The 17096-nt window shown below is 41.0% G+C and carries 8 protein-coding genes; 1 reads left to right on the top strand and 7 read right to left on the bottom strand.

Annotated elements, in window-relative coordinates; all coding sequences use genetic code 11:
- Window positions 1-187: 187 nt before the first annotated feature.
- From GO495_RS21590 to GO495_RS21570, 5 genes are all read right to left on the bottom strand, one after another.
- Complete coding sequence (locus GO495_RS21590) at window positions 188-3649, bottom strand: RHS repeat domain-containing protein (RefSeq protein ID WP_157301802.1); 3462 nt, start codon at window positions 3647-3649, stop codon at window positions 188-190.
- Between the two features lie 29 nt (window positions 3650-3678).
- Window positions 3679-5052 (bottom strand): hypothetical protein, encoded by a 1374-nt coding sequence (locus GO495_RS21585; protein WP_157301801.1) that lies wholly within the window; start codon window positions 5050-5052, stop codon window positions 3679-3681.
- A gap of 822 nt (window positions 5053-5874) precedes the next feature.
- The gene (locus GO495_RS21580; RefSeq protein WP_157301800.1) at window positions 5875-6834 is read right to left on the bottom strand and encodes a terpene synthase family protein; all 960 of its coding nucleotides are present in this window, start codon (window positions 6832-6834) and stop codon (window positions 5875-5877) included.
- Window positions 6835-6967: 133 nt separating this feature from the next.
- Entirely contained in the window at window positions 6968-8707 is a 1740-nt protein-coding gene (locus GO495_RS21575; RefSeq protein WP_157301799.1) for a hybrid sensor histidine kinase/response regulator, read from the bottom strand.
- A 471-nt stretch (window positions 8708-9178) separates the two neighbouring features.
- Window positions 9179-9781, bottom strand: a complete 603-nt coding sequence (locus tag GO495_RS21570; protein WP_157301798.1) for a response regulator — start codon at window positions 9779-9781, stop codon at window positions 9179-9181.
- Window positions 9782-10155: 374 nt separating this feature from the next.
- On the opposite strand from GO495_RS21570, the gene GO495_RS21565 reads away from it, so the two are divergent.
- The gene (locus tag GO495_RS21565; RefSeq protein ID WP_157301797.1) at window positions 10156-10383 is read left to right on the top strand and encodes a hypothetical protein; all 228 of its coding nucleotides are present in this window, start codon (window positions 10156-10158) and stop codon (window positions 10381-10383) included.
- A gap of 226 nt (window positions 10384-10609) precedes the next feature.
- On the opposite strand, the gene GO495_RS21560 is transcribed toward GO495_RS21565, so the two are convergent.
- Both GO495_RS21560 and GO495_RS21555 read right to left on the bottom strand, forming a co-directional pair.
- On the bottom strand, window positions 10610-11245 hold the full coding sequence (locus tag GO495_RS21560; protein WP_157301796.1) for a hypothetical protein: 636 nt from the start codon (window positions 11243-11245) through the stop codon (window positions 10610-10612).
- Between the two features lie 953 nt (window positions 11246-12198).
- A complete protein-coding gene (locus tag GO495_RS21555; RefSeq protein WP_157301795.1) occupies window positions 12199-17046 on the bottom strand; it encodes an FG-GAP-like repeat-containing protein in 4848 nt (1615 codons plus the stop codon).
- Window positions 17047-17096 lie beyond the last annotated feature (50 nt).

Raw genomic sequence — 17096 nt, 5'->3', positions numbered from 1 at the left:
AGTTTGACTGGTCGGACTAATAGAACCAATCGTAAAGAACCGGGTAGTAGTGCTATCCCCGGAAATAGAAAAGACTGACTGGCAAATCATACACAACATGGCCATCAATAAGAAGACCTTTGACTTGCCTATATGGAAAATGTTATTTTGCTTATGCATGACTAATGAGGTTATACAGGTTAACTGATTATTGTTTGTACCGGTATTCGTAGGTTTTGAGGATATTACGGTCCACATCCCGGACCAGCTTCAACCTGTTAAAACCATCGTATTCAAAATAAGAGATCCGGTTATCAGCATCACATTGCGTAGTCATTCCTACCTGCGGATCGTAAGTAAAGGTGTTCATTTGTGCATCCGTGGGATATAGACGCAATTCATCAATTGTTACACTGCCACTGACCGTTATTGAGGATGCTCCGGCAGCGATTGTATGTTCGTAATAATACCAGCCATTTTTATTATAAGAGGATGTGGCTGTAGTCCCATTAACAGTAGCAGTGCTGCTCTTACTCCAATAAGAAACGATGTAAGATTTAGTAGTAGTAAGCCCTGTTCGCGATACTGATCCATTACTTAACGCATAAGATTGTCGCCCCGTAATTCCCTGCGTGACATCTCTTGTAGCAGATGGAATCGTCCAGTAACCCGCCGCATCCGGTTCAAAGCTGGTATGGGCAATTTCGTTTTGTGCGGCGTTTGTCACAGTAGCGATTGGATAGAGCGTATCATATCCCCACACATAACTTTGCCTGATATCGCTGTCTTTCTGTTGTTCCTGGATATTTCCATAGAGATCAAACTTGTTAAACCTGAGTTTTGTTTCTATAGGATAATTGCTGATCTGTTCATCTATTGTTTGAGGTAATAGTAACTTACTGTTACTATTCACATCTGTATAATTGATGTTAGTCAAAGAAAGTTGTACCCTGTTTTTCTTCTTCACCTGCTGTACTAAAGGGGAAACAATATTTCTGGTCATCATTTTCTGATACACATTTCCAGCCGCTGCCAGGTCATGAGGATATTTGGACAGCACTGAAATAGTATCACCGGTACTGGTAAAACTTCTTATCAACGTAGGATAAGTATGGGTAGTATCATTGTATTCATATTGCTGATTGGTATATATTTTATTGCCAAAGTCGTCCCAGGTAGTATCCGACGTACTTCTTAACAACATAACACCTGTTGGCTGATCTATAACAGTTAAATAAAAATCACTCAACGCATCTACTGAATCTATATGTTGTTCCAGACAGCAAGTCGTTAAATATTTAACCTTTATTTTAAGACGATGTTCTACGCTATCTCTGTAATCCCGGTAATCATACACTTTACTATTAATTTTCTTATACCCTGATGAAGTACTTTTAAAAGTGTTTTCATAAGAAAGAAAATTGTTTTTCCATGTGTATGAACTAAGATAAGGGCCACCCCTCGTGTTAAAGGTAAGCGGACCTACAGTTGCGTATTCTTCAATAGCACTACGCATATCAGGATATATGGTATAACCATAATCTATTTTCCCATTTGCATTCCCTGCGCTATCTATCTGGTATTTTGTTACGTTACTATAGAGTAAAGGACTGCCATTACATTGAGAAGTGGGGATTACACTATTGCCATGAAAAATAAGGACATAACCGGGAGGTAGTTGCGAAAACGTGTAAAAACATACGGCAGGATTAACGACACTACCATTTCGGGGAAATATCTGTTCAACATTCAGATCCTGATAATACATATCTGTGAGCATGACACCACCAGCATATTCATACTTCTCTTTACTTACTATCTTTCCATTGTCATCATAATTAGTAAGCGTCTTTATTCTCAACCCTCCACCAATTCTTCTTATATCTGCATACCCAGTATTTTTTGTCCAGGTAATAGAAGCCGATGCCGAAATATTGGAACTGGTGCTATAAGTATTCATCGTAAATGAATAATTATGCCCTGTGGTAAGAAGGAGTTCAATATTAGTCAGCGAATAACTGCTGCTTTCCTGCCCGGGCGGAGTAGCTGTATTAACAACCTCTGTATTACTCGTGAGGTCTTTCAGTATAATTCGCGGTCTGTCGGTTACCTGTCCTGATGTAAATGCTGGTAAGAAGAAACCATATTTAAAATAAAGATCATTTGCTGTCACACTGAAATAAGCAGTATCAGAAGATTGTACACCTCCTGTACAATATAGGGAAGCATTATATGGCTGGCTTTGCATTTCTCTATGGATAAATGCATGGGGCTCAAATTCAAATACTGTTTTACCTTTTGTAGGATATTGAATAGAGGTAATGGTGCAGGCTTTCATAAAGGTAGAATCAGTATTCCTGTTTGCATTGCCAATAGTATAATAAGTATTTATCCAGGAAACACTTTGTGTTGGAATGAGACCTGCATTGTCAAATGCACCATTATTGTGGCCCCATCTGTCTTGTGCACAGGATTCACGGGGGGCCATTAATGTCGTATCATAGGTCATACGGTAGGTTTGTGGAGGTATAGTTCCGCTGACTGACAGCAAGCCTACCGAATCAAGTCGCAATCTTTTTTTCTGGTCGGCGGTCGCATTGGCGAAAGCATAACCGGTACCATTACTATTAAAATAAGATTGATACAGCACCATGCGTTTGACTTGTTTCAGGGTACCTTCCTGGTTTGCATATACATCCGCTTCTGTTAGTCGCATAGCCGCACCTGCCACATCTGCTCTGTCACAGGTATTGATAAAGGATATTTTACCCCCACGCCACCTGATTTCTTTGGGATAGGCTTCAAATAAAGTTCCGAGTTGATAAGTAGTGGTCTCCTCATTTTTAAAAATATCAGCACTATTATTACACCCTGGAAAAGCGCCACCTAAATAATGAGAATAATTATAATTCTTTTGATAAACAGGATTACAAGCATATTCATAATTGAAAAAGATCGTATCTGTAGAATTGGCATCCACCATTTTTGTCAGTCGCCAGGCAGCAGTATAACTCCTTGTACCACCTGATAGTGACATGTCGTTATTCATCTTCAATCCGAATATATATACCACCCCATCCTGGTCAGTAATTGTAAAGTATGAACCTGCGTAGGAAATCTTGTTATTGGACACCGGCTCCTGTATAATTGTGCCATTACGCCGGAAAGTGAATTTTCCACTTTCCCCATTTATTGAGTAAGAAAACTGATCGGGTTCATTATCAGCAAACCCTCTTTGTACATCAAAAAGATATTGAAAATTGGTATAAGGATCGAGCAATACTGAGTCAGGATTAGGAGCCAGAAATAACCCGGCACTACCATCTTCATCAGGAATACCTACTACCTGCCGGGAAATGACTCCTATCCCGGACAAAACCCATCCTATTCCCACACTTGAGGATATTTCGCCCACACGAATGCCACCAGCATGATAATCCAGCGATAGCGGTAGTTTGATTTTTCCCACATTAATCTCATAAACGGGAATGTTGATCGAAGGCACACCCGTCGCATAACTGACAGGGATATTTCCGAATTTCCCAAGACTCGCCACATCGGGCGACTTCGTGCTGACGTCAATCAGATTTTGGGTAACAGTGCCGGTTTGCATCTGGGCATGCGTATGCATGACAATAAATAGTGAAAGGAATAGAAATAACTTTTTCATAAAATGATGGGGTGTTGAGGTATGCGGACTTATAATGAGTAACCTATTCTGAGTTTGATATTATCTGTTTTGGGTAATTGTCGGGGGGCCAGGAAATCATACAGCAACATGATATTTCCCTTCAATTTCGTATTGATCTTATATTTCTTGCTGATACCGGCAAGGGCGGATGTTGTCCATCCATTCCAGTGTTTTAGTTCACTGAGGTATTTGAAACCAGTGTTGCGGTTGCCTTCGAAGCCGGCGTTTATAAAGAATGTACCTTTGAGCTTGTAGTCCCCGAAGGTTCGTAACCCTACTCCCTGATGACTGAATGCTATATGATTCCAGCCGGAGCCCATGCCCAGTTTATAGGACAATCCAATACCGGCGCTGCCGTTCTTATTCAACTTATAGGCAATTTGAGCGGCTATATCTGCTGTAGTGGGGAAGTATTGATTAGATTTCTGAAACTGGATGTTTCCGCCTGGCTCAAGCCTTTGGAAGAATGTTTTCGTCTTCATCTCCCTGGGCCTAAAATCCGGCATATCCGCTGCACTGTTCAACGCGGGGTATTTACTTTTCAATTCATTAAACCGGGACCTGGCTTGTTCCATCTGTTGACTAATTACCTGTCCCGCATCAGGACTACTACCTATTCGTTGTTGCACCAGTTGTTCTACCTGGGTTCTGGTCTGTAAGCCTTCCAGGCTGCGGGTATCGTTATAGCCGCCTGCCAGATTAAATAACCCTGCCAGTTGCGAATGCTTACTGATAAAATCATTATAAGCAGGTAGTTTCTTTAACAAAGCCATGGCCTTTACTTCTGCCTTCTTTGGATCACTGTAGACAGATTTATATTCCTTTAGTTGCTCTCCGTAATAATATGCCTCTTTATTGATCTTTTGCAAATCTTTCGTAAACCCTGTGTATTGTGCCAGTTGCTCCTTCAGCATCTGCTTGCGTTGATTGATGTAATTTTTAACCTGTTCACTATACTGTAATTTTCCCTGTAATTGCTGCACGCTTTGCATCGTGTTGGTCAACTGGCTTGTAGTATTACCGGCTTGTCCCAGGAACTTTAAGGTGTGCTGTAATGTATCCAGGTAAGCGTCTCCCCCTGCTGGCAGCTTAGATTGCAGTCCTTTTTTTAAGTCTGCGATTCTCGTAAGAGATGAATTGAAAATTGTTTTAGCACCTACAGAATCAATTTTCCAGAGTCTGGATTTCATTTTCTGTTCCTGTTTTATTAATCGTGCTAATGCTTTATCAGTGCGTTTATCAATCTGTTCTTCAAATCTTCTGGACTTATGTTCAACCTGAGATAAATACTTTTTAGGTAAGTGTTCAAGGGTACTATCCTGGGCATTTGCAAGGTTGGAACAGATGCACAACACAATAATGAGGGGTATAAATTGTTTCATTCAGTGAGGGGTAAAAAGTTAGAAATTCTACGGCTGATCCTTAGTATACAAAATCATAATCTAATGCCCCCAGGGCTCCCAAACGCCTATATAATACTAGAATGTATTAAACATTTTAATAACGTTCTCCTGAAAGGAAGCACATAAAAAGTTTTTAGAAATTGTCCCATGATTGTAGGTTGATAGGGGTTATTAAATATTCATTGAACTAAAATAGACAATGTTTTTATAGAATACGTTAATCCAATGTTATTGGTCAAAAAATACGCATTTCTACTTATTTTGAAATAGTGATATATTAAATCTTTTAAATTGAAGTCCCATCTTTTGCTTTTAGATTCTTTAATACCTATCGAGGCTAAATCAAGCTAATCGTATCAGCGAGAGGCTTAATGCGTAAAGTATCAAACAACTAATTAAGGGGCGTTTTCCTCTATATTATTTCAGTATGTTTTATAAAATTATAATGAGGGTACGCAATGTATCTGCGCAAAACAATGATCTAAATATTCAAATTGCGTGTATACCGATTACTTATCAAATATCCTTTCATCATAACGGCAATATTGTTTATGGGAACAAATGCTAACAAGACAAAAAAAAGTAATTCAAATAAATACATCGAATTAGCGCAATAAGTAAAAGCTGTCTACTACTTCATAATTACTAACCCATCTATAAAGGAAGTGGCAAAATGCCACTTCCCTTTTTTATAAGGAGTACCATTCCATAATCCGACATCCTATTAAACATCAAAAAACTATACCCCGGCCATTAGCCGGGATATAGCAGGTTTCATTTTTCTAACTGATGTAACTGTCGTCAAAAATTCCCCTTTTCAGGAAAGCCCCCCTGCTTGTAGCGCAGGGTATCAATTTGATACCAATCATTTTGTCCCTGGATCATTATGCCAAGATAATAGACGAAACGTTTTACATCCGCTGTATAAGACCCAAAATCAGGAACTGCCGCCTGCAGTGTCATAAATTCAGCAACATCCCGGTTATGAATAACAAAGGCGTCATTATAAGCTTCCTGAAGGGGTAAGCCACGCTCTTGTTGTAAAACTAAAACGAGGTTGAGAGGTTCCCGATCAATATCCTTTTCAATGGAAAAGAAATCGTTACACCAGGCCGAAATCCGGGAAACCAGCCGGTACAATTCCTTCATGTAGGGGCTGAGCATTACTGCATCAGGCAAACAGCCTCCTAATTGCAATTCAATTAAATCCAAATACGCCTGAATGCCAATCGTTTTTTCCCGGAGTAACTCAAAATTACTCAGAGAGGGAAACCGCATAATTCCTTTGTAGGGCACTTCCTCTTGCATGCTGGCAATCCAGATTCCCACATTACGGGAGAATCGTTTTAACCAGGAGGGAGGCATTAACGCTTGAAGTGAATCACGTATGCCAGCCAAAATAGGAAAGAAAGGAGAGTCCGTCTGTGTTGGGACAGAGCCTTCGAGGATTTGCATCGCGCGATCGTGTAACAATACCAACTCATCCAACGGTTTGAACTCAAAATAATCATCGAAAATGGTTCCCCATAGCATAAACTTAGCAGCAATCTGTAAACGCTCGTAGGCTGGCATATCGGGAAGGCATCTTGCACTAAGCTTTCCAAAATTACTTTTGCAATACTTGTACTGCATCTTGTCATTCAAAAAACAAAAATCCTCTTCGATCCATTTTACGGTGTCAGCAGCAATTTGTTCAGACAAAGGACTGATCAGGGATGGAAAAGGATACAGAGGTAGCGGTAACGCTAAATCTTTGTTCATATAATAGAGGTTTGGTTCCGTAGTAGAGTACAGCGCCAACCTTATATATTATAATGCAGCAAGCATTTCCCATGTAATAGCAAAGCCAACGGGAATAGGTATGGATTTCAGTATAGAAATTAACAGCTATAGGTTAAACTTGAATCTCTTTCGCTTTAATAATTGCAGACTTCAATTCCGCCTCATTAAATGGCTTGAGCAAAAAACTGGAGGCTCCAGCTTGTTTGGCTTCATTTCGCAACAAATCAGAATCCTCTGACGAAACAACAATAATGCTAATGTTTTTTAAATCAGGGTTACGACGCAATTCTTTTATGACGGTCAGGCCATTGGCATCAGGCAAACGAACGTCCATCAAAATCATATCTGGTATTTCGACCCTGGCCCTTATAATGCCTTGTTTGGCATTCTCTGCAGTCATTCTATTAGCACACCCCAATAGTTCAAAGCAATGCACTGCCCAGCTTCGCATTACCGCATCATCCTCGACTATTAGAACGGATCTCGGCACCATAAAAAAAGGCTTTGTTTGACTTTCGGGATGAGCAGTTTTTACTGGCTTTTTAACAATAAGCGACTGAACCTTAACCGGTATTTCAATGGTGAATGTAGAGCCCTTTCCTTCGATGCTTACTGCCTTAATAGAACCGCCCAATAAATCAACGAGGTGTTTAGTTGTCACCATACCAACACCATAGCCTTGCATTAAACCACTCTCTTCTGAGACATATAAACCAGAGAAGATCGATTCTAACCTTTTCTGGTTCATGCCTGCCCCATAATCAACTACCTCCATAACCAGGACTTCCTGGTCCATCTTAATGTTTAAATCAACAGTTGGTTGATTCATATTCAATGAATCAGTTGATTGAGCAAGATGACTGAACTTAATCGCATTGGACAATACATTGGTAAGAATCGCTTTTAATTTTAGACGGTCTGATTCTATCCAATCGGGAACGCCAGTGAGATTATTGATACGTATCAATACGCCATGTTTAGTTGCTGAAGCACTGTATTCACGTAGAATCTCTTCCAGCAGAAAGCGAATCTCAAACAGACTAATTTTAATCTCAGATAATCCGGCCTCAATTTTAGTAAAATCTAATCCATTCTTGACTATTTCAGAGACGCTTTTAATAGCTGCATCAATCCCCCGAAGATCTTCTATTGTCATGGTAATCTGGCCGGTTAAGGGAGCATCATGTAGGTATTTATCCAGGGTTGTTCTGAGCGTATCAGAGGACTTATTGACTTCATGGTTCGTTTCCCGCAAAAAATTACTTTTGTTTTCACTCGCGCGCTTCAACATACGATGAAAAGAATTAACTACAATCCAGGTAAGCGCACAAATAATCCCATCCGCTAAAAACTGTATGAGCAGATAATCTTCGCTGGCAAAAAACCAGGGAACCATAAAATGATATTTTTCATTGAGATTCAGGATAAACATAGAAGCGATACCCACTAAGAGCGAAATAATACGTGCCCTGCGATCCTGGAAAACAAATGTTGACGTAATCATCATTGAACTCAGCAGTATTTTGATAGTCACACCCTGACCCAATAAAATTCCGAAATAAATCGCTGCCAAAGTTTGCGTTAATAACATAACGATCGATGCCGCGAAGTAACGCCGTCTGTAGTTTAGGTATAGAGAAAAGGCAAATCCAGATACTTCTATCATTCCAGGCAGGGTGAATGGTTCATGAGTCACATATTCTAAGGCAGGAGCTAAAATTAAAGCAGTACAACCAGTGACTATGTTTAATGTGTTGACCAACCTTATGCTTCGCTTAGTATCTGAAGCACATTCAGGAGTAATACCAATTTCTATAAGCCCATTTAACCAGTTTGAGACGGGGAATTTCATTGACAAACAAGTGTTTACATGAGGGATGATACAAACTATCTTATATTATTAAGATACGGAAAAATTATATAAAATCTCCTTAATTGTTCAAAGTAGCTGGGAAATTTCTAAAAGCATTATAGTTCCTACATATAAGAAACTCAAATGATGTCGTTTGAGAATTGTTTGGATCAGCATTGATGAGTTAATAAGTGATTTTCATGATTAATTCATTAGGTATTAGGGCATTCAACCACATACAAAATATAATTGCACTTCTTCATAAAAGGTAACATACAGTTTTAACTTTTAAACGGGGACTCACTGGTTGAGCTTTATGGCATCGGGTTAGGATAAGCCATTTTTATTGATGTCATTCAGTACCTCCTGCTCTCAGCAATTTAAAACGGTATTAACGAAACCCTTTAATAACCTGATTGTATTTCTAAGTAAATTCTATTATAATTTGTTAATTAAATCAGGCAATGGGGTTTAGAAAATATTATGATCTGAAAAAATCGGAATGGCGCCACAATCAAGAAGTAGGTTAAGCGTTTCCAATAACTGTGTTGGTTCTATAGGATGAAATAAACAGACATCAGCCCCGGCAGCGATTGCCTTTCTTCCAGCTTCGGGAAAAATACTGTTAGCTATAGCAATTAATGGTAGGTGAGTTGACACAGGGTGTTGCCGGATATCTTTTATCATTCCCAGGCCATCCAGATCAGGCAATGGTATTTCCATAATGATCACATCAGGCTTAAAATGATCCAATGTATTTAATATATTCTGACTACTAACTGAAAAAATGGTTGGGACTCCCATTTCTTGCAGGTATAAATGAATGGGAATCCTATCAGGCTGATTTTCGGATAGGACCAGCATTTTAGTATTAGCTAGTAAGATATTTACAGAGGGTAAGGCTGTCTTCTTATAAAGATCATTTTTATGTATAATACGACTGAACATAGGGAATCCAGGCGATAATGGCCGTACTATATTACGCAGTAGCCATCGATATATGACACGATAGTAATTAACTAAGAGTACAATGAGTAACAAAATAACAGGAGCAATAATAAATACCTCAGTCATGTTTTTCATAACAGATAAATCCGCAAAAGGTTTCGGTCTTCTATAACGGCCGATTAATAATATCTATGATATAAGTCCGCGCCGGTATTGCCCAGACAATGGGACTGCCAACCTATTTTGTGTCTGATAAAACAGTAAGGAAAAGAATGCCACATAACAGGAATATGGCAGAAATGATTTTGTGCAAGAAAAATGCATAACAGGAAATTATCAGGGAGAATAATATAATAAATGCCGGATATGCGGGGTGTCCTGACCAATTTTACATCGAACCAATTTCTGGAAGATTTGGCAAAATTGTATAAGTTGAAAGATGTTTTAGACTTAAATAAGAAATAGGTTAAAAGGTATATTGCAAGATTAAAACTAGACACATGGTAGTAAAAAATAATGCAGACGAGTGGCAGGACTCTTATTTTGATGAAAACAGGGGCAGGCTAACTATACAAGAGCTTAGAACCTTCCCAGGATGTGAACACTATAGTGATGAACAAGCAGAGGAAATAGTTGAATCTATCTATCAGATAGCTCTTCTAGTATTTGATATAGCTGATTGGAAAAGGTCACAAGAAGGCCCTTCCCATATGGACGGCACCTTGTGACCTAAAATGCATATATAAATTGTTGAACTTCCCGATTTCATATCGAACCAATTCTTGGAAGATTTGGCCAAATCGCATAAATTAAGGGAGATATTAAAGGTAAAATCAAGCGATTAACACATCGTATAATCGAGTAGGAAGTAAGGGAAATAATCACTTACTTCCTGCTCGATTCGGGATGTCGTGATCCGTTCCCCATGTTTTTCGCCCAGTTGACGCTCAAGGATTAGACTCTAGGAATAAGAGCCTTCGTTGGCGGATCATCTGGCAATTCAACCAACTTATAAATGCCGTAAACGAAATCCCATATTGTTAAGTTAAGATCAGCCACGATCTGCTTAGTTATTACAGGTTTAGGATATTTATTGTGTACAATATCATTTCTCCACTCGCGTAACTGCAAAATTTCTTTCCACAACGGCTCTAAAGATGAAAAATCCCCAAATTTCTGTATGATCGAATAGTAGTTAATAATTATATTCCTTTTGTATCTGGGAATAATTTTATCGTCGTGATCTAAATAGTGAGATTTACAAATTTCCCGCAATACTTCTTCTAAGTAAGTATATATAGTTAGGAACAAAGAGTTATATAGGATCTTTGGATTAATGGTTTCCAGCACGCCCAGTTTATTTCGCTCAAATTGATTAACATCCCCCAACTCCTCAAATTCAAAAGCATATTCCTTGTCCAGTCGTTCGAGTTCCTCCTTTGCCGTCTTGGCTTTTTCACGTATCCAAGTCTCAGACAACTCCATATAGCCTTCATAATACTCCTTCTGATCCCAACTACTCTTCATGATTTCCTCAAGCCAATCAAAAGCCTCGCCACGGTACCGTGTGGTGGTCTGTCCAGTAATCATTATAAAATCATTTAAAATTCACAATGTTATATCATCAACAAAATTAAACGCGCTGTGTGCAATCTTTTTGCGCACATGTCTCTGGATTATAAAATTAATATACGATAGATCACTTATCAAATAATTTCCAGCTCCACTCTCAGTCGTACCCGAACCCAGGAGGAACAACTCATCCGCCCCTTAATATACAACTAACCATAAATGCCAATAACCTCGAACTCTAATTATATTATTCTAACTTATTTGAGGTAAATTCACCTATTCCCGCTAAATCTCGCATAATTAGGTGCGAGATTCCAATACCCAGACACCTAATTCTGGCAAGCTGACAAATTGATTAATTTTCTTATCTTTGTTTGGACAGGTAGAAAGAGTTAGAAAGTGTGAAAAACTAGCACTCTTTTTCAAAATTGAAATTCTAAGACAATTATTTGACGCTCGGATAGCATAACGCATTGGTATCCAGAACAATAGTATTCCAGTTCTGGGCACTTGGCGAAAAGCCGGAGATTATATCTCCGGCTTTTCTTGTTTTAATATCTTCCGCTGTTCATTCTATTATCGAAGAAATTCAGGATGCCTAAATAATGTTGCTGTATAGTCTTATCAAGGGTTTTGAAGGATGGCAAAAATTGTAGTCTCCCTTTACCAATTATCTATCGTAAAGAACTCAAACAAAACTTCATCAACCGCGATTTTTGCCCACAAAGGCGTGATAGTCACACGCTATATTCCTTTAGCTACTTTAATTCTGCTGAAGAGGGCATCACAGATATTTATGGCAGTTTAGGTATCCCCTGTCAGCGGTGTCTTATTTCTTTTAGTTATTAATTGCGGTTTAACAGTAGCTTTTCCTTCGCCACTGTTGGATAAATTTCTAACCTGTCAATATACGATTTAAAGGTTGCTATTAATAGAAAATACAAGTAAGCTAACTGTGAAACATCGGTTCGTTATGGTACTTTCAGGAACTGAAAATACCTCGTTTTACCAGATTTTCTTCTCGTTTCTACAAAGTACGCACCACTTGGCAGGATTGACACATTGATGGTGATCTTTTCCTGTCTGCCGGTATTGTTCATCATTAGTACCCTTGTACCTAAAGTGCTGAAGACAGTAATCGTGGAAATCTGGTCAAGTCGATTTTCGTCCTGGATATAGAGCGTTGAACTTACAGGATTGGGATACCAGCGGTAATCAGTACCGACTGACGGAGTTCCGGGTGTAGATGTAGGCACATTAATACTTATGGCAATTGGATTGCTTATAGCCATGCAACCTGCATAGGTCTTGCCTATACATCTGATCTTATCGCCGCTTCTAACTGGTGCGTAGTCTATCGTAGTCCCGGCAGCTCCATTGATGTCCTGCCAGGTGTGTAAATGGGTGCTATCCTGCCATTGATATTGTAAATCCATGCCTGAATAGGAGCTGGTAGCTGTTAAATGGCTCTTAACTCCTACTACAACAACTACTGTATCCCCGAAAATCCTGATATCGGGTGCAGGATTGGCCGTAATGATTACAGGAGCGCTGGCGATACTATCAGGGCTGGCGCAAGAAGCGCTACTCCATAGCAAAACAGAGACCGTTGTATTTTTCATAAGCCCGCTGATGGTATAGGTCGGAGAATTATTTTCAATTATTACTCCATTGTTTTTCCATTGATAAACAGGTGCAGAACCCGGGTTCACAGGAAGAGCTGTAATGACGACTGTACTTCCGGCACATACAGAGGTATCATTGGCCGACAGAGAAACGGATGGGATTACGAGACTGTTCACGGCCATTGTAATTATACCGCTGTTTGCCTGATACTGAAGTCGACAGGAACTAGGACTGGTAAGCACACACTGAACGATGTCCTTGTCCTGCAGCGTTGAACTGTTGAACGTGTTTGCGTTTGTACCTGTGCCAATCCCGTTAACCGTCCACTGATAGCTGGCTACAGGACCGGCATTCCCTGGAGTTGCTGTAAACAACACATCCGTTCCGTTACAAACGGTAGAAGTTGCGGTTGATATGCTAACGGACAGCGCACTCGTATCCGCCACCTCCATTGTAAGCACATTGCTCGGGGCAGGGTTGGGATATGCACAGGTGGCAGCGCTTTTCATAAATACCTGCACGAGGTCATTTTTTTTGAGGCCTGAGCTGGTAAATATCCCATTATCTATCCCCTGAGATACATTATTTACCTTCCAGTCATATACCGGCAGGCTGCCAGGATTCACAGGCGTTGCTGTAAATGTAATGGGAGTTCCCATACAGGCCGCGAGGTTGGATGCGCTTATCTGCACAGAAGCAGGATAGCTATTTACATGCACGGTTATAGCATTACTGGTATCTCTGTGTTCGAGGCCGCAAGCATCAATATAGATGAGAATCACCCGCACCTGGTCCAGATCCTTCAGCGTATTGGTTGAAAGCGTATTATCATAAACATAGCCGGTATTCTTTCCATTGATCTGCCACTGCCAAAGATAATCATGTTTATAGCCGGTAGAGTCGTTTGCGGTAAAGGTTACATTTGTTCCAGGACAGAAAGTGGTGTCAGTAGCTGTAATGATTGAACCGGGACTGACATTATAGTTTAGTTGCAGGACAAAAGTGCTGCTGTAACGTCCATCTACTACGCACCGGTATTTATACCCATTCCACGAGTCAGATGTATTATCAAATTGCAGAATGTACGTAGTTTCGTCGTATAGGTTGGTACTATGAACGACATTGGTAAACCCACTGCCGGTATCCTGCTGCCATTGATAAGTGTTTCCGCTGATATCGGACGCCAGCGCGTTATGTCCTTGCGCACCGGTACACATAGGAGCGATGATCGGAACATTGACCGCATTTTTATACACAACGACAAGTTTGGCATCCAAAAGGGTTGACGCAGCAAGGTCAGGTTTCCCATCCCCATCAAAATCCGCCGCCCCAACTGACCGTGCAAAGATACGGGCGGAGTTACCGCTGGGTCCGTATACCATGTTGTCTAGTTTGGGAGTACCGGGCAGGGAGGTATTCTTTCCCAGGATGATCTGTCTATCTCTTATACCAGCAGGGATTACATCAGGTCTGACACTTCCGCTGAAATTTGACACACATCCTCCAGCACCGCTTCCTCCAAAACCAAAGACAACAGGAGGCAAAAAGGAAAAGTTCCCCATAGTACTATTGTTTCGAAGTATGCAGATATTATCGTCATTGCAAATAACAATATCCGATTTACCGTCCCTATCGAAATCAACGATCGAAATAAAGCTAGCTTGAAAACTAACACCCGGCACGCTTACACTGACAAATGAATCGAAAGAAATATTTCCCCGCATGCTGGTATTCCGAAACAATAAAATACTACCGGTGGAGCTACCATTGGGATAGGCGACAACATCTTTCAACCCATCGCCGTTCAGGTCGCCGGCAGCGATCCCCACAACCGTCCCTGAAGCACTGAAATTCTGTGTGGCACCAAAAGACAGGGAGCCCGGCACGCTTGTATTCCTGACTACAGATATGAGAGATTCCCCAAATGACGTCACTGCAATATCATTTTTCCCGTCGTTGTCCAGATCCGCAATTACCGCTTGTTGGGTGCCTTTTCCGGCGGGGACCAGGTATTCCTTGTCAAACGAAACAACGCCCGGACTGCTTACATTCCGAATCACCTTTACCAACTTGTCATTTGTTGGTATCACAACGTCGGGACGCCCGTCGCCGTCCAGATCGTTTATAGCAAAACCACCGAATACGGGGTAGAAAATATAACCGGCATTCACTCTTGGTGCAAAGGAAAGCCGCCCTCCTTTGGTTGTATTACGGTAAACCGCTAGCGAATCGCCCTGTGCTGCGCTTATATTTAAAACCAGGTCAGGTTTTCCGTCACCGTCGATGTCTTTTCCCTGCAAGCCTGAGGGGATTCCCGCGCCTTTATTTACAATAATGCCCTCGGTAAAAGAATTAGGTGTAAAATTCTCAGTGCTGTCAGCGAACGACACATTGAACGTGGATGAGGATTCTCCCGAAAGGCCATTGTCTTTGTTAAGCACCTGAATGGTACCCAGGCTTGCCCCAACAGGCACAGTACATACAATTTGCACGGAAGAAACCGACTGTAGCTGTGCCGGAACAGTTCCAAAGAAAACGTTGTTCTGTGAAGGGGTTGCACTAAATCCGCTGCCGGTGATTGTTACGGTGGTGCCTATCACGCCCGCCGAGGGACTGACGGTCTGGATTACCGGAGGCGGTGAAACTGATGGTGCATTATACGTGAAGTCACCAACCGGAATGCTCCCATAAAACTGCTTTAACGTGATGGTTCCTGTAGCGCCGCCGGCAACGACAGCAGTCATCTCCGTGTCTGACAAAACAGTAAAGGAAGCCGCAGGCGTACCACCAAACGAAACACCCGATACATTGGAGAATTGTGAACCGGATATCGTTACGAACGTACCTGTACTGCCCGATTTTGGATAATAGGAGGAGGCTTTGGGAATGCCCCCTGCATAAAACTGCGGGTATTTTGTGAGTGTGTCGGAAACTCCTCCGGCAGAGACGATCAATTGTATTGTATCAACACTCCTGACGATATCATGTATATAGGATGCGTTATAGCCCGTGCTTATCAATGAACCATTAACCAACCATTGGTATTGATATCCTGTTTTGGAAAAATTCAATAGTTGAACGTGGCCAGCTGTATACATTCCGGTTGTGTCTGTTTTAAAATAAGCAGCAGGTATTGGGGTTCCTCCGCCGTTCGTCGTCATTTCCAGATATCCATGATCGCCACCTGCCCACAGCTGTGTTGAGGAAAGGCACTGCAGGTCATTATGTGAATAACCGAGGTAAGTGAAATTATTTTCCCTTGAGAGCGGTTCCCACGTTACGCCGCTGTTTGTTGTTTTATAAACCCGGTAAGGAGCTACAAGGGCATAGCCGGTATTGACGTCGGTAAATCGCATCTTATCGCAATTGAAGGGAGTGGCGTCAACGTCGTTTTGAAGGATCCATTGCTGGCCCCCGTTTATTGTTTTATAAAACTGCCCGCTACTCATGCTTAACCACCCGACGTTGGTGTCCAGAAAATATGCGTAGGTGAGGACGCCCGTCTGAGGCAATGTTATGTACAGCCAGGACGTTCCGCCATTGCTGGTCTTTAATAGCCTGCTTGCATTATAGTTGGTACTTATAGCAATTACATTATTGTTATCAACCGCCTCGAGATGGTCAAACCAGGCGCCGGGCTGGGTTGCCTGCACAGACCAGTTCAATCCTTTATCTGTCGTCTTCAGAATACGGTCTGCGTCGACAGCATAGCCAATATTATCATTTTGAGGAAAAACGATGTCCTTTATCCCGGTCCTCAGTTGTGAAGGATCATACTGTGAATAGAATACCAGCTTAAAAGAATTTCCGCCATCGACAGAATATAAAATAGATGGTACCAGTCCATAATCTCCATATACGATAAGGGTGTTCTTATCGAAGGCCTTCACGCCCTGGATACCAAACCCGAAGGTTAAATTGATGTTCGTATAGCTACCGTAATTGACGTCGCTGGCTGTAATAAATTTCTTTGTATACGTTCTGCCGCTGTCAGTCGTATAGCCGATCCAATTCGCAAAAGCCACATATCCCTCATTCGGCGAATAAAAACTTACTTTCCTGATATCGTTATCTTCGTCAGTATCCAGGTACATCTGCCGCATCTGCGCCAAAGCAGGTGAAAGGGAAAAAATATAAATAGTAACAAGGGATAAGAAGCCTTTAAAGACTGTTTTTAGGTGGGATCGCTGCATTAATGTGAGATTAGTAGCATTATAGGATGCAAATATATTCAATTTATTTT

This window comes from Chitinophaga oryziterrae (assembly GCF_009758125.1).
Lineage (GTDB): Bacteria > Bacteroidota > Bacteroidia > Chitinophagales > Chitinophagaceae > Chitinophaga > Chitinophaga oryziterrae.
This window is presented reverse-complemented; position numbering and strand designations above follow the sequence as displayed.

Coding starts and splice junctions, on each gene's coding strand:
- GO495_RS21590 (WP_157301802.1), bottom strand. CDS start 3,649: ATGAAAAAGTTATTTCTATTCCTTTCACTATTTATTGTCATGCATACG.
- GO495_RS21585 (WP_157301801.1), bottom strand. CDS start 5,052: ATGAAACAATTTATACCCCTCATTATTGTGTTGTGCATCTGTTCCAAC.
- GO495_RS21580 (WP_157301800.1), bottom strand. CDS start 6,834: ATGAACAAAGATTTAGCGTTACCGCTACCTCTGTATCCTTTTCCATCC.
- GO495_RS21575 (WP_157301799.1), bottom strand. CDS start 8,707: ATGAAATTCCCCGTCTCAAACTGGTTAAATGGGCTTATAGAAATTGGT.
- GO495_RS21570 (WP_157301798.1), bottom strand. CDS start 9,781: ATGACTGAGGTATTTATTATTGCTCCTGTTATTTTGTTACTCATTGTA.
- GO495_RS21565 (WP_157301797.1), top strand. CDS start 10,156: ATGGTAGTAAAAAATAATGCAGACGAGTGGCAGGACTCTTATTTTGAT.
- GO495_RS21560 (WP_157301796.1), bottom strand. CDS start 11,245: ATGATTACTGGACAGACCACCACACGGTACCGTGGCGAGGCTTTTGAT.
- GO495_RS21555 (WP_157301795.1), bottom strand. CDS start 17,046: ATGCAGCGATCCCACCTAAAAACAGTCTTTAAAGGCTTCTTATCCCTT.